The sequence below is a fragment of the Sphingomonas sp. GM_Shp_1 genome (genome assembly GCF_026540895.1).
Classification (GTDB): Bacteria; Pseudomonadota; Alphaproteobacteria; order Sphingomonadales; family Sphingomonadaceae; genus Sphingomonas.
Window position 1 is genome coordinate 61625 of the sequence record NZ_JALNUR010000008.1, and the last position, 20873, is coordinate 82497.

Consider the following 20873-nt stretch of genomic DNA (forward strand, 5'->3'; position numbering starts at 1 on the left):
GCCCCACCCGTCCTGCATGCTGCGCATCCGTGGCCATCATACCCCTCCCCCGACACTGCCGCCATTGCGGTCCAACCCACTAAATCTACTAGTGTGATTTAGTGGGTCAAGGGCAATATGTTCGACATTCCAGATGCTTGTTTCCCATCGTTTGTCGTTGGCGCGCCCTTCGTCGCGATCCGATCAATCGCGCTTGAACAAGCTACTGAGATCGGGTGAATATTGCGCGTGTAGCGGCAACAGCCCCGCGCCCGTTGCCGCCGCCTGTCGTCCCAGCGTACCGATCCGCAATTCGGGTACGAAGAAATCGGGCGGGGCGTGATCGGCGAGGCGCTGTCCCACCGCCGCCGCGATGTCGGCCAGTTCCTCCGCCGCCAGTGATCCGTCGAGGATCACCGCCTCCAGGTCGAGCAGGCTGTTGGCGCCCGAAATGGCGAAGGCCAAGGCTTCGGCGCAGCGATGCCGCCATCCCTCCAAGTCGACGGGCGTGGTCGCCCGATCCCGGTCGTAGAGCGAGGCATGGTGGATCAGCGAGTCGCGCCGGCCATCGGCCATGACCGGCATCGACGCCAGCGCGCCGGCATTGCCGTGCCGTCCCTGCACCACCTGCCCGCCCAGCACCAGACCCCCGCCGACAAAGGTCCCCAGGTTGATGAGCAGGTAATTCTGGAGATCGGTTCCGGCCCCGCACAACAGATGCGCCAGCGCCGCCGCATTGCCGTCATTGTCGAAGAAGATCGGCCAGTGCAGCCCGTCGCGCAGCCGGTCGGCGACGTCGCCCCGGCGCCATTCCTCCGCCTGGTCTTCCGAGATCCCCAGCTCGTCGCGCCATTCCCCCAGGAACCACGGCATCGCGATGCCGATACCCAGAAAGGTGCTGGGATCGCGCAGCGGAGAAGGCAGTTGTTCCTGTAGAAACCGGCCGATCCGCTCCACGGCCAGGCGAATGGTCGGAAAGGCACCGGCATCGCAGTGCACCGCCTTTTGCTGCCCGTCGAAATCGAGCAGCACCAGCGTCATCGCATCCCGGCCGATCTCCACCCCGACCGTGTAGCCGCGGGCACCGTTGATGCGATAGACGGTGGCTGGCTGTCCCATGCCGCCGGTCCGCTTTTCGGCCTGAAACAGCAACCCGTCGCTGTCGAGTTCGTCGATGATCCGCACCACCGCCTGGGGCGACAGGCCGGTCACCCGCGCCAGTTCGGCCTTCGACGCGCCGTTCAATCGCCGGATCGCCGACAGGATCAGCCGTTCGTTATAGCGACGCATCCCGCTCGCATTCGTGCCCCTGCGCGCCATATGCATTCGGCCATCCGCTCCATCTCTGCCGTTATTGCGGATCGGTTATAGCCTACCGTTCCCCGGCGACACCGACGCTACCGGCAAAGGGCCATATCAGGAACCCGCGAACGGCCTTTGTTCCGAGTACGATGACGGCACCCTTCGCGGTGCCCCGGAAACGACCGTTCCAACCCCGCTTCGCAGAGTCCCGACTTTCCGACACCTGTTCGGGGCTGTAGGGTAGCGAGGATCAGACCGCGGACGGATCGGCCGCGCTCGAAGCGCGCAGTTCGATGAACATGGTTGTTCCCTCGGCCCCGGTGGACAGAACACCGATGGTGCCGCCATGGGCCTCGAGGATCGTCCGACTGATCATCAATCCGACGCCCAGCCCGTCGACTTTCGTCGTGGTGAACGGCGTGAACAGGCGGTCGACGATGTCGGGACTTATGCCGGTTCCGGTGTCACGGACATGGAGCCGATACGAGTCCGCGATCCGTTCCGACCAGATGGCCAGCGTCTTTGTCGGCCGGTCCTCCATCGCCTCGACCGCGTTCCTGATCAGGTTGACGAGCACCTGTTGCACCTGGATCGGATCGCCCAGCACCGCCGCGCCGACGACGGCGGTGTCGACATCGACCCGGGCAAGCCGGCTGTTGGGGATGGCAAGCGACAGCGCGTCCTTGATCAGGGGGTCGAGTTCGATCGGCTGCACCTCGACCTGGCCACGGGCGACCATGCGGCGGAGCCGTCGGATAAGCTCGCTGGCCTTGATCACCTCATCGGCGGCGTCCGCCAGGGCCGGCACCACCGCCTCGATAGCACTCGCGCCCCCATCCTCCAGCAGCCGCCGCGCGCCCGAGACATAGTTGGCGACCCCGGTCAGCGGCTGATTGAGTTCGTGCGCCAGCGCCGATGCCATCGTGCCCATGGCGCTGACGCGCGACACGTGGATGAGTTCGGTCTGTAGTTCGTTGAGACGCTGAAACGCTTCGATGCGCTCGCTCATATCCACCATCGCGCCGATCATACGCGCCGGTTCGCCATCCTCGTCCCGCACCAGGAACCCTCGATCCAACACGTGCGCGTACGTCCCATCCGCCCGCCGGAAGCGATACTCATGTTCCCAGCGTTCGCCCGCCGAGGTCTTGAAATGGACAATGCTGGCCAGGACGTCACGGCGATCCTCCGCATGGATACGGTCCTCCCACCAGGACGAATCTGCGCTGGGGCGATCCCCGCACAATTGCTCGATCGCGGGATTCCAGGTGACCTGCCCAGTCGCGAGGTCCCAATCCCATATCGCATCCTTCGTGGCGCGTGCGGCCAGCCGGTAACGCTCCTCGCTTTCACGAAGGCGCGCCTCCGCGCTCAACCGCTCGGTGATGTCCCGAGAGATGCCGATCACGCCCAGGATTTGCTCGCCGCTGCGCCAGGGCACCTTGATCGTCTGGAACATCCGCTCTCCGCTCGTCAGCGGAATGCGCTCCTCGACCGTGGCCGGACACCCCCTGCGCAATACGTCGGCGTCGGCGGAGGCATAGCCCGCCGCAAGATGCGGGGGGAAATGCGCATCGACGGTGTCACCCAACAGCGGCGGCGTCGCGTCGCTGAGCGCCCGGTTGGTCAGAACGAAGCGTCCGTCACGATCCTTGACGAAGATGAGGTCCTGCGCGCTGTCGATGATCGCGCGCAGCAGCGCCGCCGTATCGGCGGCCTTGCGCTCGGCCTCCAACTCACCGGTGATATCGTCGAACACGAGAACGCTGTGGGAGTGGATATCGCCATCCCAAACCTGCGAGACGGTCAGCGAGCAATATCGTATGTCGCCATCGGGCCTGACCAGCCTGACGGTCATCCCCGAAAGGCTCGCGGCATCGGGCGGTGCCAGCGCCACGGACAGCATCTGCGCATCCACGGGCTCCATCCAGTCGGAGAACGGGAGATCCTGCAACTGCGACCGGGATCGGCCAGCCAAGGCGCAAAGATGGTCATTGACGAGTACGGGCCGCAATTCGGCATCGATCTGCATGATGCCGAGAAACACCTGATCGAACAGCGCATCCAACGCCCGTCTCCGCGCTTCGGCTCGATCGAGGCTGAGACGACGTTCGCTCACGTCGCGGAACAGTACGGCCAGCTGGTTCCGAACGGGAATGGCGCGGACTTCGAACCAAGCGTGCAAGTCATGCGAGTAGCACTCGGACGCCTCGCTTTCGCCGGTGTCGAATGCTCTTTGGTAGATCTCCTCGAACTTGCTCCCACGGGCATGGGGGAAGGCTTGCCAAAGCGAACGCCCTTCGAGGGCGCGTCCGCCGAGCGCGGCGACAGCGATCGCGTTGCAATAATCGATCCGCCAATCGCGGTTCAGCACGATCACGCCGTCCGGCATATGGTCGAACAACTCGACGGCGTTCAGCCTGAGCATCGCTTCCCTAGCTTAAAAATACAATCGTTCTAATGTTTTAGAGTGGATTCACGCTACGTCACCCTGTTTAATGCCGGAATGAGCCAGTCTTGTTCCCCCAGTTCCATGCCCATCGCTCATGGCTGAAGCGCGGCGATCGGCCCGACCGGTCTATATCATCGACGACGATGCGGTCGTCCGCCGGTCCACTTCGTTCCTGCTGTCGAGCGCGCGTTATCAACCGCGCGCATTCATGGCCGCCGGCGATTTTCTGGATGAGGCGCATCTGCTCGCCCCCGGCTGCGTTCTCGTCGATATTCGCATGCCCGAACTCGATGGCCTGAGCTTTCTCGAGCGTTTTCCCGACGCGCTGCGCCTGCGCTTTCCCATCATCATGATCACGGCGCATGGCGACCTGCCCAGCGCCGTCCGCGCCATGAAGCTCGGGGCTCGTGATTTCCTGGAGAAGCCGTTCGAAGAGGCGGCGCTGCTGGGGCTGCTCGGATCGCTGAGCGACGAACTGGCATCGGCGCTTATGGCGGACGGCGCCCGGCAAGACGCTCTCGGCCGTATCGCCCGGTTGACGCCGCGAGAGTCGGAGTTCCTCCGTACCCTGGTCGAGGGACAATCGACCAAGCAGGCCGCCCACGCGCTCGGCATCAGCGTCAGGACGGCCGAGATGCATCGCGGCAATCTGTTCGATCACCTCGGCGTCCGGTCGGTGGCCGAGGCGATCCGTATTGCCGTACAGGCGGGCTGGCTGCCTCGATGAGGCTGCGGGCAGCGACGCCTAGATGCAACTAAGCGAGCCAAGGTCTTCGACGCTGAAGATTTCGGTGAGCGCGATGCCCGCAATCCCGTCCTTCGACCAGCGGACGACGCCGCGCCGTTCGACGCCTGGTGTGAGCAGAACCTTCACCGTAAGCCCCGAATGGAAACTGCCATCGTGGGCGATCTTCATCCCGCATTGCGACACGTCCCGCAATGCGGCGACACTCAACCCATGCTCCGAAGAGATAACGACCTTCTTGCTATGCACGAGCCGCAAGGGGCGCGCGCGTCCCGACCGGCGTTCCTCGAAGAGGCGGCGCAATAGTGCGGCGCTGTCGATCGCATGGAGCAGCCGGAGGCCGCAGCGATTCTGATCGTGCCAGACGACGGTCCCGGTCAGGCTGCAAGCCTCCGACAGATCGACCCGCACCTGGTCCCCCAGGCAAAGAGGGAGCGAGGTCGTGATCATCAGCCCCTCGTCCGATATATTCTGAACGCGAGCCAGTCCCTGATCGCCACGCGCCGTGACGCGAGCCACCCGATAGACCGTGCGCAGGCGCGACGCGCGACGGCGTTCGCCGGGCATGATTGTTCCCAGCGTCGAAACCGGCCGCTGGTCGATGCGTGCGAGTTGATTTGAACGATGCATGGTCATCCTCCCTGCGACGGGAGTGGCAGACCGGGCGGGAGGATTGCAGACGAAAAAATTACGAGGATCGCCGTTAGCATTTCGTAAACCATCCCGGCTGCGACGCCCATTGCTCAAGGGAATTCAGGTCGTTATTGGCACGGCACGAACCTTCAACCTGCGTCCTTTGCTATGTTGGCGACCTGGCTATACCTCAGCACATCCAACCTTTCGGACCGTGAACAGGTCGCAGCGATCGATCTGATCGTTGCAGTGTCGAGACGCCGTAACGTCGATCTGAAGGTGACCGGCGCGCTGATCTTCTCCGGCTCGCGCTTCGCCCAATGGATAGAAGGGCCGCCCGACAACGTCACGGCTTTGCGAACGGCCATCGAACGGGACACCCGCCATGCGAACGTCCAGACACTCGAGGCGGGGAAAGTCGCCAATCGACAGTTTGCGGGCTGGTCGCTTGCCTATTCGGGACAGTCGACATTCGTCGATCGCGAGTTGCAGCGGGTGGACGAACGGCTGCCGCTGGATGCCGGGGGCGCGATGCGGGACCTCAAGCTCGTACTGACGGAATTCTCGCGGACCGGCGGCATAAAGGGGTTCTGAGCAGCGCGGCGATAGCGATATTCTCGCAAGGGGATCCGGACGCCAGCGAGGAGGCAAAAACACCTCCCGAAGGGACGCGGCGGCCGGAACGTTACCGCGCCAGTGGTCGCCGTCGCGTCGGAGGCAGGCGAACGGCCTACCCGGCCCGCTGCGTCCGCGGGGAGGTGTTGACCAGGCTGCCATTGGTCGAATTGCCGTGCATCAAGAGCCTAATCGCCATGGCATGACAAGCGTTCCGCCGGTTACGAACCGGTTTCATCGACATAACAAACAAGTTGCAATTTAGCGCCGATTAGTTTTCATTTTGATTCATTCGCCGATCGAGCGAATGACCGAAAGTTGCGTGACGATCCATTTGGATTGTCCCGGGACCTGTGATCCTGGCGCCGAGGGGATGCTGACGGGTGGGTGTGACGGCGTTTCGCCGTCCGCTGCTTCAGCATCTGGACCGAGGGGGGAACAGGACGGCATGGCAACACGGCGAGCGGTACTGGGCAAATTGGGAATGTTGGCGGGGATCGGCCCGATGATGGGCGCGATGCAGGCGCTCGGAATCGCGGGGATCGCCCATGCGCAAACCTGGGAACCCCTGCCCCAGGGGCTGGGGCGCGGGCGGCATGTCGTCGTGCTGGGGGCGGGCATCGCCGGGCTGACCTCCGCTTATGAGCTGGAGCAGGCGGGTTTCCTGGTCACCCTGCTGGAGGCGCGCGACCGCGTCGGCGGACGCGCCTGGACGGTGCGCGACGGCGACCGGATCGAGATGAACGGCGAGGATACGCAGACCGCGCGCTTCTCCGACGGCATTTATTTCAACGCCGGACCGGCCCGTATCCCCAGCTTTCACCAGGGGCTGCTCGGGTACGCCAAGAAATTCGGCGTGCCGATGGAGGTAGAAGTCAATTCCAGCCGATCAGCCTATATCATGGGCGATGACGGGTCGAAGATCCGGATGCGCACCGCGATCAACGACATGCGCGGCCGGATCGCGGAGTTGCTGGCCAAGGCGATCAACCAGGGCTCGCTGGACCGGGAACTCAGCGCGGTCGATCGCGAGCGGCTGATGCCGTTCCTGAAGGCCTATGGCGATCTCGACGCGGACGGTAGTTTCAAGGGGAGCGAACGCTCGGGCTTCGGCACCGCGCCGGGCGCGGGCGTCACCTTCGCCTCGCCGTCGACCGCGATGCCCCTCGACCAGCTGCTCGCCAACCAGCGTCTGCCGATGACATTGTTCGAGGACAATCTGTACATGCAGGCGACGATGTTCGAGCCGGTGGGCGGCATGGACCGCATCCATGCGGGCTTCGACCGCCATCTGCGCCGTCCCGCGCTGCTCGGTGCCGAAGTGACGGAGATTCGGCAGAAACCGGCGGGGGTCGATGTCGTCTATCGCGACCGGAGCAGCGGCGTGGTCACCACCGTCGCCGCCGACTATCTGATCTGCACTATTCCCTTCCCCGTGCTGGCGGGCATCGCCACCAACTTCTCCCCCCGGCTGAAGCGCACCATCGCCGAGGTGAAGTATGATTATTCCAACAAGGTCGCCTTTGAGAGCCCGCGCTTCTGGGAACGCGAACAGATTTATGGCGGCATCTCGTTCGTCGGCGGGCCGACCACGCTGGTCTGGTATCCGTCGGCGGGGCTGCACAGCGAGCGCGGCATGATCCTGGGCTGCTATAGCTCCGGCCCGGCCGCCGCCGAGTTCCAGAAGCGCCCCATCGCCGAGCAGATCGCCTTTTCGCGCGGCGTCATCGACCGGCTTCACCCCGGGCACGGCGCCGACTGCGTCAACGGCCTGGCGGTCAACTGGCACAAAATTCCCTTCAGCCTGGGGCCCTGGCCCGACTGGAACGCCGGAAGTGCCAATGGCCGGCAGGAGGGGCATATCGACACCCCCGCCTATCGCTTCCTCCAGGAGCCGGAGGGTCGCGTCTATTTCGCCGGCGCGGCGCTGAGCCAGACGCCGGGTTGGCAGGAAGGCGGCATCCAGTCGGCCCAGCGGCAGGTGAGTGCCCTCGCCCGGCGCGTCGCCAGCGAGGGGCCGGCCGCGGCCAGACGCGCGGCCTGAGCCCGGCGGGGCGGGCGCCAAGCCCCCGCCCCGCCGCTTCCTGAAATCAACAACAAGAATTCATCCGGCTCCGCATTAACGGAAGCCGTACCATTCGCGCATCTTGCAAGTATTGACGGCATACGTGTTGCAGATTTGCGACATTCATCGAGGAAATGTATAACGCCGCAAATGATGACCTTGCCATGACCAAGCATTCATCAAATCATGAGCATTGGGAAATCACTTCCATCTACGGATATGTCGTCACGACCACATCATAAAATCAAAAAGACATGATTGGGAGGGGATCCTGTTTGTTGCGCTACAACAAGGGGGATAACCATGATGAATCGCCATGCCGTGTCCTATATCGCATTGACGACCTGCCTGCTGTTCGGAGCGAGCACCGCCGCATCGGCGCAAGTGACCTCCGGCCTGACGCCCGTCTCCGCGACGACCATGTCCGATCCGGAGCCCGATCCCACGGAGGCCGCCCCCGCGCAGAAGGGCGATGAGATCATCGTCACCGGTACCCGCGCGACCGGCATCACCGCCGCCGAAAGCGCCGCCCCGATCAAGGTCCTGGGCGAAGAGGCGCTCAGCCATGTCGGCCAGCCCAACCTCAACCAGGTGCTGACCCAGCTCGTCCCCTCCTTCGTCGCACAGGCGTTCGGCGGCGACACCGCCAATCTGACGCTGTCGGCGCGGCTGCGCGGCCTCAGCCCCAACCACACGCTGGTGCTGGTCAACGGCAAACGGCGACACGGCACCTCGAACCTCGCGGTCCTCGGCGGACCTTTCCAGGGCGCGGCGACGGCCGACCTCGACCTGATCAGCCCCTCCTCGATCAAGCGCATCGAAGTGCTGGAGGACGGCGCGGCGGCCCAATATGGCTCGGACGCGATCGCGGGCGTCATCAACGTCATCCTGAAGGACGATGCGTCGGGCGGCGACGGCTATATTACCGCAGGCAAGAATTACGACGTCGGCGGCGACACGTTGGCGGGCACGCTCCACCTGGCGACCAAGGTCGGCGAGACGGGCTATTTCAACGTCACCGCCTTTCACCGCTTCCACGATTTCACCCAGATCGGCGGGCTCGACCGGCGCGTGACCGACAGCAGCGGCGCGCTGTTGACCGCGACGTCCAATCCCTCGCTCAATGCCCTTCAGCGACAACTCTATCCGCTGATGGACAATTTCCCTTACGTCAACAGGATCAACGGCGATGCCCAATCCTGGCTGACGAACCTTCAATACAATACCGCCTACGACTTCGGCGATGTCGAGGTCTACAGCTTCGGCACCTATTCCAAGCGGATCGCCAGCGCTCGCCAGAATGTCCGCGTACCGACCCGCGTGTCGCGTACCGTCGGGGGCGTGACGACCTATTTCGATCCCAATGGCGACAACCCGGTCAACGGCTTTACCCCGCGCGAGAAGATCCGCGAGGACGACATGGCCTTTACCGGCGGCGTGCGCGGCACCGTCAGCGGTTTCCAATATGACCTGTCGACGACCTTCGGCCAGGACAAGGCCGAAATCTACACCGTCGATTCGGCCAATGCCTCGCTCTATGCCGATACCGGCTTCACCCCGACCAGCTTCTATAACGGCTTCTTCAAGTCGACCGAGTTCACGGTGAACGCCGACGTCCGGCGCGAGATCGAGGCCGGGCTGGCGACACCGATCAACGTCGCGTTCGGTGCGGAATATCGCCGCAACGTCTATGAGATCGGATCGGGCGATCCCGGATCGATCTACAAGGAAGGCGGCCAGGCCTATCCCGGCTTCCGTCCCTCCGACGCGGGCGTGAACAGCAGGACCGCCAAGTCGCTCTATCTCGACCTGGCGACCAATCCGGTCGAGGCGCTGAAGGTCGACGTCGCCGGGCGCTATGAGAATTATTCCGATTTCGGCGACCAGTTCATCTACAAGGCGACGGGGCGCTACGACTTCTCCGACGCCTTCGCGCTGCGCGGCACGGTGTCGACCGGCTTCCGCGCGCCGACGCTCGCCGAATCCTATTATTCCGCGACCAACGTCTCGCCGACAGCAGCCTTCGTGCAGTTGCCGGCCAACTCGGCGGCGGCCAAGCTGATCGGCTTCCAGAATCTGAAGCCCGAGAAATCGACCAACTATTCGCTCGGCACCGTCATCCGCCCGCTGCCCGCCCTGACGATCACGCTCGACGCCTATCAGGTGAAGATCCGCGACCGCATCCTGGGTACCGGCTCGATCTTCGGCAGTGGCGGCGCGGTCAATTTCGGGATCGTGCGCGACGCGATCATCGCCAATGGCAATGTGCTCGACCCGACGGTCAGCCAGACCGGCATCAACATCTTCACCAACGGCGCGGATACCCGCACCCGCGGTGTCGACCTGGTGGTCAGCTATAACTCGGACTTCGGCGATGCGGGCAAGGCGCTCTGGACGATCGCGGGTAATTACAACGAGACCAAGCTGCAACGCCTGATCGCCGCGCCCGCGACGCTGACCAATCCCGCCAACGGACAGATCATCCCGCTGTTCAACCTGGGCGCACAATCCAATATCGAAACCGCGTCGCCCAGGGTGAAGGTGATCACCTCGGTTCTGTACAGCATCGACAAATTCTCGGCGACGTTGCGCGGCACCGTCTATGGCAAAAGCTCGGCTCAGTTGAGCCCCGATGGCGGCACCTTCTACAACCAGACGATCGGCACTGCGTTCATCGGCGATGTCGAGTTGAACTACGACATTTCGCCCTCGCTCGGCCTCGCCCTGGGCGCCAACAACGTCTTCAACAAGAAGCCGCCGACGATCCCGCTGGTGCCCGGCACCACCAACCAGACGCTGGTCAATGGCGGCAACGTGCTCGACGCGCCGCTGACCTTCAGCCCCTATGGCATCAACGGCGGTTATTATTACGCCCGAATCAACGTCAGCTTCTGATAGGGTTTTGGCGGGCGTCACCCCGGCGCCCGCCAGCCTTGCTTACCGGAGATCCATCCATGTCGTTCCGTCTGCTCGCTGCCCCCGTCCTTGCGCTGGCCCTATGCGGCGCGTCCGCCGCCTTCACGCAGAGCGGCCCCGTCACCCGCCACGCCAACACGCCTCCCGGCCTGATCCTTCAGGGGGTGACGGTGAAGCCCGGCGGGACGATGCTCTACCTTTCGGGCCAGCTTGCCTCGCCGATCGACCCAACCGCCAAGACGCCGCCCGCGCAGCTGACCATCGCCGACTTCGGCGACACCAAGACGCAGACGGTCAGTGTCCTGAACAAGATCAAGACGATCCTCGCCGCGCGCGGCTTCTCGATGGCGGACATCATCAAGATGACCGTATTCGTCGCGGGCGATCCCAAGCTGGGCGGCAAGATGGACTTTGCGGGCATGAACGACGGGTTCAAGCAATTCTTCGGCACGCCCGAAAACCCCAACACCGTCGCCCGCTCGACGGTGCAGGTCGCCGCGCTCGCCGGCCCCGCCTTCCTCGTCGAAATCGAGGTGACAGCGGCGAAGTGACCGCTCGGGCCGTCGATTCCGTTCGGCGCGATCGGCGGCCCAAAGACTCGACCGTAGCGATCCGATTCCGCCTCTCGCGAACGGATCGATCGGAGCGTCGAATTACGGATTCCGCTCCTGGCTCGCATCATAGCGCATGCGGGCGTCCTGTATGGTTTCCTGATGGGCGTTCGCCCACAGGGTGATCGCCATGACCGGCGCGAGCAGCGACCGTCCGACATCCGTCAGCTCATAATCCACGCGCGGCGGGATGGTGGGAAAGAGCGTCCGCTTCACCAACCCGTCGCGTTCCAGTCCGCGCAAAGTGATCGTCAGCATCCGCTGCGAGATGCCTTCGATCCGACGCCGCAGTTCGTTGAACCGGACCGGCCCGTCCTTCAGCGTCGCGATGATGTAGAGGCTCCATTTGTCGCCGACGAGGTCCAGGATCTCGCGCACCATCCGGCAGTCGGTTTCCTGGCCGGGGGTAGGAAAATCCATGTCACCTGGTGTCATTCAAGTGCCTTCTTGCGGGGGTCTTGCCGGTCACTTTATTAGTGTCAGTAACAAATCGTTACCACCCTGATCCCGCTGGAGCAACCATGACCAACATCCTTCTCGTGACGTCGAGCCCCCGTGGTGCCGAGAGCCTGTCCACCCGCTTCGCGACCGAGATCGCCGAGGGTCTTCGGACCCGTTCGGGCGGTACACTCGTCACCCGTGACCTTGCGGCGGCCCCGCCCCCGCATATCGGCCCGGCCTATATCCATGGCCGTGTCGCGGCCCCCGAGGCTCGCATACCCGAGCAGGCCGAAGCGGTCGGCCTGGCGCAGGCGCTGGTCGAGGAGGTGAAGGCCGCCGACGTGATCGTCCTGGGATCGGGCATGATCAATTTCGGCCTTTCATCACAGCTCAAGGCCTGGTTCGATCACATCACCTGGCCGGGCGTGACCTTCGGCTATGGCGACACTGGTCCGGAAGGGTTGCTGACCGGCAAGAAGGTCTATCTGGTCACGGCCACGGGCGGCGTCTTCTCGGACGGGCCCTGGGCCCCGTTCGATTTCCAGACCGGCTATCTGCGCCACCTGCTGGGCTTCATCGGCCTGACCGACGTCGAAGTCATCCGCGTGGAGGGCACCGCCTTCGGACCGGACGCGACCCAGGCAGCCATCGCCGCCACCGAAATCCGGCTTCGCTCGGTTCTGGAAAAAGCCGCCTGATCATGACCCTTGAACCTCAGGGTCGTTCGATGAAGATCGCCCTCTTCGGCGGGACCGGTCCGACTGGACGATATATTATCGAGGAGGCGCTCGCCCGGGGCCATAAGCTGTCGGTCTACACGCGCGACGCGGCCAAGCTCTCCGCCTTTTCCGGCCGGATCGACATCGTCGTCGGCGACCTGAAGGATCGGGATGCGATCAAGGCGTGCATCGCGGGCGCCGATGCGGTGATCAGCGCGCTGGGCCCCAACGGCCGCAAGACGCGCGAGACGCTGCCGATCATGCGCGGTCTCGGCACGATCATTTCCGTCATGGAAGAGGTGGATGTGCGTCGGCTCGTTCAGATTTCGACCGCGAGCCACCGGGATCCGCAGGACGGTTTCGACCTGAAATGGCGCGCCCTGGTCATGATGTTCAAGCTGACGGTCCGTAGCGCCTATGACGATATCAGGGCGACCGCCGAACTGGTTAGCCGTTCGCGACTGGACTGGACGCTGGTCCGTATTCCGTTTCTCAAGGACGGGCCCGCGACCGGTCGGATCGCGGTCGGCTGGTATGGCCGGGAGAAGCTCGGCCTGAAGTTGTCGCGGGGGAACCTCGCGACGTTCCTGGTCGATCAGGTCACATCCCAGGACCATATCCACGCGGCACCCGGGATCGCGGATGGCCTGTGATGGCGAGCGGAGCATCGCCCCTGTCGAATGGATGGAGCGGAAGCACGGCATGATGCTGCAAATCGATCTCTATACGGAGATTAGCTGCCCCTGGTGCCTCATCGGGCATCACCGCCTAGACAAGGTTCTGGCGGAACGTTTCGCCGGTCTGGCGGTGGATATCCGTCAGCATCCGGTCCTCCTGCTCCCGGATGCACCGGCGGAAGGGCTGTATATTCCCGATCTCCTGCGCTCGCGCTACGGCATCACCGATCCCAAGGCGTCCTTCGCCCGGCCCGAGGCGGAAGCGCGCGCGTCCGGCCTCGACCTCGATCTCAGCCGTCAGCCCTGGACCTACCCGACCCAGGCCGCGCACGGGCTAATCCTGGCGGCACGCGAGCGGGGTACCCAGCACCCCCTCGCCGTTGCGATCACCGATGCGCATTTCCTGGAAGCGAAGAACATATCGGATGCCGATATTCTCGCCGATATCGCGGTGGGCCATGGCTTCGCGCGCGAGGAAGCCCGCACGATCGCGCTCGACCCTGCGCAACATCGTCGGGTCGAACAGGAAGCGGCCCGATCCATGGCGGCCGGGGTCCGATCGGTTCCCCATTTCGTCTTCGGCGGCCGCATCGCAATCCATGGCGGGCGCAGCGAGGATGAGATCGCCTCGGCCATCCGTCAGGCCACCGCTCTCCCAGCGCCGACCTAGCCTCGACCGGGCCTGACGGGCGATGAAACGGCCCCGGCAATTGCTCCGTCACAAGCCGGAATCGCCCTCCCACATTGCCTGCTGCACCGGCTTTTAGTAATGATGTGCAATATCGTTACCGATATTGAAGAGGCAGGATCATTCATCCGGGGCATATCGACCTGAATTTGCTGGCGACCTTGGCGGTGCTCCTCCAAACTCGGAGCGTCACGGGGACCGCCCGGCGGCTGGGGCTGAGCCAGCCGACGGTCAGTCGTTCGCTGGCCGAGTTGCGGCATATCCTCAACGATCCGTTGCTGGTCAGGACCAGCGGCGGGATGCAGCGGACCCAGCGCGCCGAGGGGCTGGTCGGTCCGGTCGAGGAATGGCTCGCCTCCACCAGTGCGCTGCTCCATGCGCCCAGCTTCGCGCCGGACACGTTGGAGCGATGCTTCCGGATCGCCTCGACCGACTATGGCGTCCTGACGGTGATCGCCCCGGCGCTGGCGGCGATCACCGCCGAGGCTCCGGCGGTCACGATCGACATCGTGCCGTTCAGCCCGGACATGATGCAGAAGCTCGCCTCGGGCGAGATCGACCTGATCGTCTCGGGCCTGCCGGCGGAACAGGATACGGTTCCCAGCCGCGCCCTCTTCTCCGACACGTTCCGCTGCATCATGCGCCAGGGCCACGCGCTGGCGGGTCCGGACGCGCCGCTGCCGCTCGATGAGTTTTTCGCCTGGCCGCATATCGGGGTGGTGGTCGGCGACATGGCGGTCGACGGGGTCGAACACCGGCTGGGGAGCCGCAGCGCCGAGCGGCGTATCACCGCCCGCCTGCCCTATTTCCATGCCGCCCCCGCGCTTCTGGCGGGCAGCGACGCGCTGATGACCCTGCCCAGCCGCGCGGCCACGCGCTTCGCCGACAGCCATGGTCTTGCGATCCGCCCCGCGCCGGAGATCATCGCCCCGCTCGACTATCGCCTGCTCTGGCATCCCCGCAGCGCGCGCGACCAGGCGACCCAGTGGCTCGCCGACCTGCTGGCCCGCCATTGCGCATGACCGGGATGAATAAGCGTTATTCGCATTTCGCGTCTGGCCGGTCCCCGACCCACGCGGCATAGGGCTGCGAACGACTTGCAATAGCAAGCGCCAAAACGGGAACCTTCATGCCGACCATCGCAAACCGCTCGACTGCGGCGCTCATCGCGCTCGCCTGCTCCACACCCGCGCTCGCCGCCGGTTCGGAATCGACACCCGCCCAACAGACGACCCGCGCGGACGAGATCGTCGTCACGGCTTCGGGCGGGCGCGAGCAGCAGGTGAAGAATGCCCCCGCCTCGATCAGCGTGCTGACCCGCGAGGATCTCGACCGCCTGCCCTATCGCGAGGTCACCGACGCCCTGCTGGAAATTCCCGGCGTCACCGTGACGCCGGGCGAGGGCAACAGCCGCGATATTTCGATCCGCGGCATGGCGCCGCAATATACGCTGATCCTGGTCGACGGTAAGCGCCTGTCGAGCCGCGAGACCCGCACCAATGGCGGCAACATCTCCGAGGGCGGGCAATTGCCGCCGCTGGAGGCGATCGAGCGGATCGAGGTCGTGCGCGGGCCGATGTCGTCGCTCTACGGGTCGGATGCGATGGGCGGCGTGGTCAACATCATCACCCGCCGCATCGCCAAGACCTGGCGCGGCAGCGCGCGGGTCAACGGCACGATGCAGCTCGGCTCCGACTATGGCAATGTCGGTGACGGCAATTTCTATTTGTCCGGCCCGATCGCCGGATCGGTCGGCATCCAGTTGCAGGGCGCGGCGACCCGGCGGGCCGAGGACCGCGTCATCGGCGGCACGCCCGAGCGCCATGACGAGAGCCTGGCAGGCAAGATCGGCTGGAACGCCGGCCCCGACCACAGCTTCCTCGCCGAACTGGGCTATTATCGCCAGACGGTCACGGCGACGGCGGGCAAGACGGTGGCGACGAGCGCGACCGTGCCGGTCGGCACCGAGAATATCCAGTCGCAGCGGCGCAATGTCGGGTCGATCAGCCATAGCGGTCGTTGGGGCTTCGCCACCTCGGAAAGCTATCTCCAGCTTGAGGATGCCAAGAGCCTTCGGGACGGCAAGAACGTCCGCAATCTGGTCGGCCAGTCGATCTGGATGGTGCCCCTGCCCTCCAATTCGCTGAGCGTCGGCGCCTTTTACCGGCATGAGGACCTGACCGACAGGGTCGGCAACCTGCTTGCCGGATCGACCCGCGACGGTGCGCGGCGGCGGCAGATGGCCCTGTTCGCGGAGAATGAACTGACCCTGCTGACCGGGCTGCGGCTGACCGGGGGGCTGCGCATGGACGACGACCAGCAATATGGCACCCACTGGACGCCGCGAGTCTATGGCGTGTGGGAGATCAATCGCGCCTTCACCCTGAAGGGCGGCTATTCGCAGGGCTTCCGCGCCCCCAATCTGCGCCAGACGCTGCCCGACTGGGGCCAGTCGAGCCGCGGCGGCACCATCTATGGCAATCCCGACCTGGAGCCGGAGACGTCGCGCACCATCGAGGCCGGATTGCTGTACGACGGCGGCGCGGTGCAGGCGAGCCTGACCGCCTATGACACGCGGTTCAACGACAAAATCACCCGCGTCACCTGCGTCCAGGCCGGGGCCTGGTGCACCGGCGAGCCGCTCAGCTCGATCGGCCGCCCGCCCACCACCTATGTCAATGTCGACCGGGCCAAGGTACGCGGGATCGAGGCAACGGTGGACCTGCCGCTGACCCGGACGCTGCGGCTGAACGCGACGGGAACGCTGACCGACTCCGAACAGTTGAGCGGCGCCAATATCGGCGCGGCGCTCAACGACACGCCCAAGCAGCAGGCCAGCGCCTCGCTCAACTGGAAGCCGAACAAGCGGTTCAGCGGCTATGTGCGCGGCATCTTCCGCGGCGAGGAGGCGATCACCGAGGCGCAAATCAGCGGCAATTCGACCGTCGCGCCGTCCTACACCACCGTCGACATTGGCGCGTCGTACAAGATGACGCGGCGCTTCACCCTGCATGGCGGCGTCATGAACCTGTTCGACAAGCGATTGACCTTCGAGCGGTTCGGCTATGTCATCGATCCGGCGCGGGTCTGGATGGGCATCGCGGCGCGGTTCTGAGCCATGACGGAAAAATCACTTCTGCAAGTCGCTCGCAATAGCTAAGACGGCTGTCGAACAGCACGTGCCGCAAGGACGATTCCCTCTCGATGCCCGACCGACCGCCCCCTTCCACCGCCGCCCGCACGCCGCGCCCGCCGCGCAAGGCACGGGCGATCTGGCTGCGGCAGCTTCATACTTGGCACTGGATCAGCGCGGCCTTGTCGCTGACGGGGATGATGCTGTTCGCGGTGACCGGGCTGACGCTCAACCATGCCGCGTCGATCGGGGCGGAGCCGCGCGTGACCCAGGGCGGCGGCGTGCTTCCCGCCGCCCTGCTCGGCCAGTTGAAGGGACCGCATGACGCCAAGGCCCCCCTGCCCGACGCGGTAGCGCGCGCGATCGCCGACCGGTACGCGATCGACCCCAGCGGCCATGCCGCCGAATGGTCCGACGAGGAGGTCTATGTCGCCATGCCGTCGCCGGGCACCGACGCCTGGGTCAGCATCGACCGGGGCAATGGCCGGGTATCGACCGAGACGACCTGGCGCGGCTGGGTCTCCTATCTGAACGACCTGCACAAGGGGCGGAACACCGGCGACGCCTGGTTCTGGTTCATCGACGCCTTCGCGGTCGCCTGCCTGATCTTCACCCTGACCGGCCTGCTGCTGCTCCAGCTTCATGCCAGGCATCGACCGTCGACCTGGCCGCTGGTCGGCGCCAGCCTGGCGATCCCGGTGCTGCTCGCCCTTTTCCTGATTCATTGAACGGAGGACATCCATGTTCAAAACCCCGCTGATCGCCACCGCCATCCTTGCCGTGCCCACCGCCGCCGGTGCGGCCAGCACGGTGAGCGTCACCATCCCGCGCCTGAACGTCGCCGAATATCACCGCCCCTATGTCGCCGGATGGCTGGAGCCCGCAGGCGGCGGCCCGGCGCGCACGCTCTTCGTCTGGTACGACGTCCGCAAGGCGGGGGCAGAGCCGGGGACCAAGTGGCTCGCCGATCTGCGCAGCTGGTGGCGCAAGGGGGGCCGTGGCCTGACCCTGCCCGCCAATGGCGTCTCCGGCGCGACCCGGCCGCCCGGCACCTATCGCATCGCGCTGCCCGCCAACCTGCCCGCCGGGCAATATGTCCTGCATGTCGAGGCGGCGCGCGAGACCGGGGGCCGCGAGCTGGTGTCGATCCCGCTGAAGGCCCCCGCCGGTACGGGCTCCGCCACCGGCTCCACCGAGCTCGGCTCGGTCACCATTCGTTGAACAGGGAGTTCAAAATGCGCCGACTTTCGATGCTGATCGCCACGGTCAGCCTGACCTGCCTCGCCCCGCCCGCGCTCGCGCACCGCATGTGGCTGTTGCCCTCCACCACGACGCTGGCCGACACCGGTCAGTGGGTCACGGTCGATGCGGCGATCTCCAACGATCTCTTCTATCCCGATCACGTCGCCTTTCCGCTGGCGCAGGTGAAGGTCTGGACGCCCGAGGGGACCCCGGCGGAGGTGCAGAACGGCGCAACCGGCCGCTATCGCACGACCTTCGATGTCAAGATCGACCGCCCCGGCACCTGGAAGATCGGCAGCGAGATGAACGCGGTGATGGGCAGCTTCACGCTGAACGGCGAGACGTGGCGCGTCGGGCGGCGGCGTGGGCCCGGAGGTCCGGGCGGCCCGGGCGGCGGTGCCTCCGGCCAGTCCGGCGCCCCCGCCCCGGTGCGGTCCGTCGCGACGGTCGAGGAAATTCCCGCCAACGCCACCGATGTGAAGCTGACCGAGAGCATCAGCCGCAACTTCACCTTCGTCACTGCCGGGGCGCCGACCACCGCCGCCTTCGCGCCGACGGGCAAGGGGCTGGAGTTCCAGCCGATCAGCCACCCCTCCTCGCTGGTCGCCGACGAGCCCGGCCAGTTCCGCTTCCTGATCGACGGCAAGCCCGCCGCCGGGATCAAGGTCATGGTCGTGCCCGGCAGCAAGAAGTTCCGCGCCGCCGAACAAGCGCAGGAGCTGACGACCGGCGCGGACGGCGTGGTCCGGGTGACATGGCCCATTGCAGGCACCTATTGGATCAGCGCGACCGCGACCGATGCCCATCCCAGCATCCCGCGCGCGACCGAACGGCGCATGAGCTACACCACCACGGTCGAGGTCCCCGCGCCCTGATGACGCCCGCGCCCCGCCCCGTTCCGCGGATCGCCGTGCCGGTCGCGCTCGACCCGGCGGCATTCCGGGAATGGGACCGGGGCGCGGAGACGGTATCGCTGGGCGGCGAGACGATGGGCACCGGCTGGCGCGTGCATGTCGCTCGCCCGCGCAACCTCGATCCCGAGGCGCTGGGTGCCGCCATCCAGACCCGGCTCGACGCGCTGGTCGGGGAGATGAGCCATTGGGCGGCGGATTCGCATCTGTCGCGGTTCAACGCCGGGGCGGCGGGAACATGGATGAGCCTGCCGCCCGACTTTGCGACGGTCATGGCGACGGGTCTCGCCATCGCCCGCCGCTCGGACGGTGCCTTCGATCCGACGATCGGGGCATTGGTCGATCTCTGGGGCTATGGCGCCAGGCCCGTACCCCATGCCCCCGACGACGCGGCGATCCGCGACGCGCTCGCCTCCAGCGGCTGGCATCGCCTGAGCTATGAGGCCCTGCCCCGCCGCCTTCGCCAGCCGGGCGGCCTGCGGCTGGATTTCTCCGGCATCGCCAAGGGGCATGCGGTCGACCGGATCGCCGATCTACTGGCCGATCGGGGCGTGTACCATGCGCTGCTCGAGATCGGCGGCGAACTGGTCGGGCGCGGATTGCGGCCCGATGGCGACCCCTGGTGGGTCGATCTGGAAACACCGGACGACCGGGTCCCGCCGCTGCGGGTCGCCCTTCACCAACTCGCGGTCGCGACATCGGGGGACTATGTCCGGGGTCGGCATACGATCGATCCCCGAACCGGCCACCCGGTCGCGCATGCGATGAGCGTCAGCGTTCTTCATTCCTCCGCCATGCAGGCCGATGCCTGGGCGACCGCGCTGGGCGTCGCCCGACCCGAGGATGCCCGCGCCCTGGCGATCCGCGAGGGGCTGGCCGCCCGCCTCCTGTGGCGGACTCCGGGCGAACCGATCGAATGGATCAGCCCCGCGCTGCAAACCATGTTGGCGTGAGCACCGAGCCGGGCGTTTGCTTCCCGGAGGTCACACCGAGGGGACCGCCGCGCTATAGAGGCGGCAATCCGCACGCCTCCCCCCGGCAAGCTGGCCATCGTTGCGGAGCGAATATGCCGTCCTCTCACGGACGTTGAACGCCATGACGCGTCGGATCCGCAGATTTCCCAGTGCCGAAGTGATCAGGCTGATCGGCGCGAGCGGCTGGTAATCATAGACCAGCTCGACGACCATCACCGCGGTGCCGGTCGAGGCGGCGATGCGGTGGCCCGCATTCCCCATCCCGTCCAGCGCGAACGCATCCTCGACGGCGCCATGGTCGTTGTTCGTATTGTCGTCCAGATTGGAAACCGCCGTACCGGCAGCGTCCAGGGGCACGCCGAGCGTCGAGGTCACGGCCAATGCTCCGGCGCAACGCTGCCACCTGATCCATTGGCGATAGCCATTGGGATTGTCGCTCGACACCGGCCCCTTGCCATCGGGCCCGGTCACCGTGGTACGCTGTTCCAGGTCAGACAGGATGATGCGGCCATGCCCCGCCAGCGAAAGCGGCTCCCCCATCTTCATGGCGCCGATCATCAGTTCGGTGATGTCCGCCTCGTCTATGCTCGTCCTCACCCGTCCCGCATTGTCGGCAACGGCCATCGCGATCTGGGACATTCGCAGATTGGCCATGACGTAATTGCCGAGTTCCACCCCGCCCACGCCCAGCAGCAGGATGACCGGGGCCGCGATCGCGAACTCGATCATGGCGACACCCCGCCGCGCCCGCGCAAGGGCGGCGCAATGCT

19 protein-coding genes are annotated in these 20873 nt (G+C 65.6%); 14 read left to right on the plus strand and 5 right to left on the minus strand.

Annotated features, from left to right (window positions below; all coding sequences use genetic code 11):
• Positions 1-183 precede the first annotated feature (183 nt).
• Together OXQ33_RS06550 and OXQ33_RS06555 are read right to left on the minus strand one after the other, a co-directional pair.
• Entirely contained in the window at positions 184-1269 is a 1086-nt protein-coding gene (locus tag OXQ33_RS06550; RefSeq protein WP_267433893.1) for an ROK family transcriptional regulator, read from the minus strand.
• A 262-nt stretch (positions 1270-1531) separates the two neighbouring features.
• Entirely contained in the window at positions 1532-3709 is a 2178-nt protein-coding gene (locus OXQ33_RS06555; RefSeq protein ID WP_346015343.1) for a PAS domain-containing protein, read from the minus strand.
• A gap of 118 nt (positions 3710-3827) precedes the next feature.
• Here OXQ33_RS06555 and OXQ33_RS06560 point away from each other — a divergent pair, with 118 nt between their 5' ends.
• Entirely contained in the window at positions 3828-4460 is a 633-nt protein-coding gene (locus OXQ33_RS06560) for a response regulator (RefSeq protein ID WP_267433895.1), read from the plus strand.
• Positions 4461-4478: 18 nt separating this feature from the next.
• Here OXQ33_RS06560 and OXQ33_RS06565 read toward each other — a convergent pair whose 3' ends face one another.
• Positions 4479-5108: a PilZ domain-containing protein gene (locus OXQ33_RS06565; protein ID WP_267433896.1), complete on the minus strand. Its 630-nt coding sequence runs from the start codon at positions 5106-5108 to the stop codon at positions 4479-4481.
• Between the two features lie 171 nt (positions 5109-5279).
• On the opposite strand from OXQ33_RS06565, the gene OXQ33_RS06570 reads away from it, so the two are divergent.
• The 4 genes from OXQ33_RS06570 to OXQ33_RS06585 all read left to right on the plus strand — a co-directional run bounded on the left by OXQ33_RS06570 (position 5280) and on the right by OXQ33_RS06585 (position 11258).
• Entirely contained in the window at positions 5280-5705 is a 426-nt protein-coding gene (locus tag OXQ33_RS06570) for a BLUF domain-containing protein (RefSeq protein ID WP_267433897.1), read from the plus strand.
• A gap of 469 nt (positions 5706-6174) precedes the next feature.
• On the plus strand, positions 6175-7770 hold the full coding sequence (locus OXQ33_RS06575; RefSeq protein WP_267433898.1) for a flavin monoamine oxidase family protein: 1596 nt from the start codon (positions 6175-6177) through the stop codon (positions 7768-7770).
• A gap of 324 nt (positions 7771-8094) precedes the next feature.
• Entirely contained in the window at positions 8095-10686 is a 2592-nt protein-coding gene (locus OXQ33_RS06580; protein WP_267433899.1) for a TonB-dependent receptor, read from the plus strand.
• A gap of 59 nt (positions 10687-10745) precedes the next feature.
• The gene (locus tag OXQ33_RS06585) at positions 10746-11258 is read left to right on the plus strand and encodes a RidA family protein (RefSeq protein ID WP_267433900.1); all 513 of its coding nucleotides are present in this window, start codon (positions 10746-10748) and stop codon (positions 11256-11258) included.
• 102 nt (positions 11259-11360) lie between these two features.
• On the opposite strand, the gene OXQ33_RS06590 is transcribed toward OXQ33_RS06585, so the two are convergent.
• Entirely contained in the window at positions 11361-11738 is a 378-nt protein-coding gene (locus tag OXQ33_RS06590) for a helix-turn-helix domain-containing protein (RefSeq protein WP_267433901.1), read from the minus strand.
• 101 nt (positions 11739-11839) lie between these two features.
• On the opposite strand from OXQ33_RS06590, the gene OXQ33_RS06595 reads away from it, so the two are divergent.
• From OXQ33_RS06595 to OXQ33_RS06635, 9 genes are all read left to right on the plus strand, one after another.
• Positions 11840-12457, plus strand: a complete 618-nt coding sequence (locus tag OXQ33_RS06595; protein WP_267433902.1) for an NAD(P)H-dependent oxidoreductase — start codon at positions 11840-11842, stop codon at positions 12455-12457.
• A 29-nt stretch (positions 12458-12486) separates the two neighbouring features.
• Positions 12487-13131, plus strand: coding sequence for an SDR family oxidoreductase (locus OXQ33_RS06600; protein WP_267433903.1), 645 nt, complete (start codon positions 12487-12489; stop codon positions 13129-13131).
• Between the two features lie 49 nt (positions 13132-13180).
• On the plus strand, positions 13181-13825 hold the full coding sequence (locus OXQ33_RS06605; protein WP_267433904.1) for a DsbA family protein: 645 nt from the start codon (positions 13181-13183) through the stop codon (positions 13823-13825).
• 167 nt (positions 13826-13992) lie between these two features.
• The gene (locus OXQ33_RS06610; protein WP_267433905.1) at positions 13993-14865 is read left to right on the plus strand and encodes a LysR family transcriptional regulator; all 873 of its coding nucleotides are present in this window, start codon (positions 13993-13995) and stop codon (positions 14863-14865) included.
• A 107-nt stretch (positions 14866-14972) separates the two neighbouring features.
• Positions 14973-16958, plus strand: a complete 1986-nt coding sequence (locus OXQ33_RS06615; RefSeq protein ID WP_267433906.1) for a TonB-dependent receptor — start codon at positions 14973-14975, stop codon at positions 16956-16958.
• Positions 16959-17047: 89 nt separating this feature from the next.
• Positions 17048-17704 (plus strand): PepSY-associated TM helix domain-containing protein, encoded by a 657-nt coding sequence (locus OXQ33_RS06620; protein WP_267433907.1) that lies wholly within the window; start codon positions 17048-17050, stop codon positions 17702-17704.
• Between the two features lie 13 nt (positions 17705-17717).
• Positions 17718-18197, plus strand: coding sequence for a DUF2271 domain-containing protein (locus tag OXQ33_RS06625; protein ID WP_267433908.1), 480 nt, complete (start codon positions 17718-17720; stop codon positions 18195-18197).
• 14 nt (positions 18198-18211) lie between these two features.
• Entirely contained in the window at positions 18212-19093 is an 882-nt protein-coding gene (locus OXQ33_RS06630) for a DUF4198 domain-containing protein (protein WP_267433909.1), read from the plus strand.
• Positions 19093-20082 carry an FAD:protein FMN transferase gene (locus OXQ33_RS06635; RefSeq protein ID WP_267433910.1) on the plus strand — a complete coding sequence of 330 codons (990 nt, stop codon included), beginning with the start codon at positions 19093-19095 and terminating at the stop codon, positions 20080-20082. The genes OXQ33_RS06630 and OXQ33_RS06635 overlap by 1 nt, the downstream gene beginning before the upstream one ends.
• Positions 20083-20112: 30 nt before the next feature.
• On the opposite strand, the gene OXQ33_RS06640 is transcribed toward OXQ33_RS06635, so the two are convergent.
• Positions 20113-20832, minus strand: a complete 720-nt coding sequence (locus OXQ33_RS06640; RefSeq protein WP_267433911.1) for a TadE/TadG family type IV pilus assembly protein — start codon at positions 20830-20832, stop codon at positions 20113-20115.
• Positions 20833-20873 lie beyond the last annotated feature (41 nt).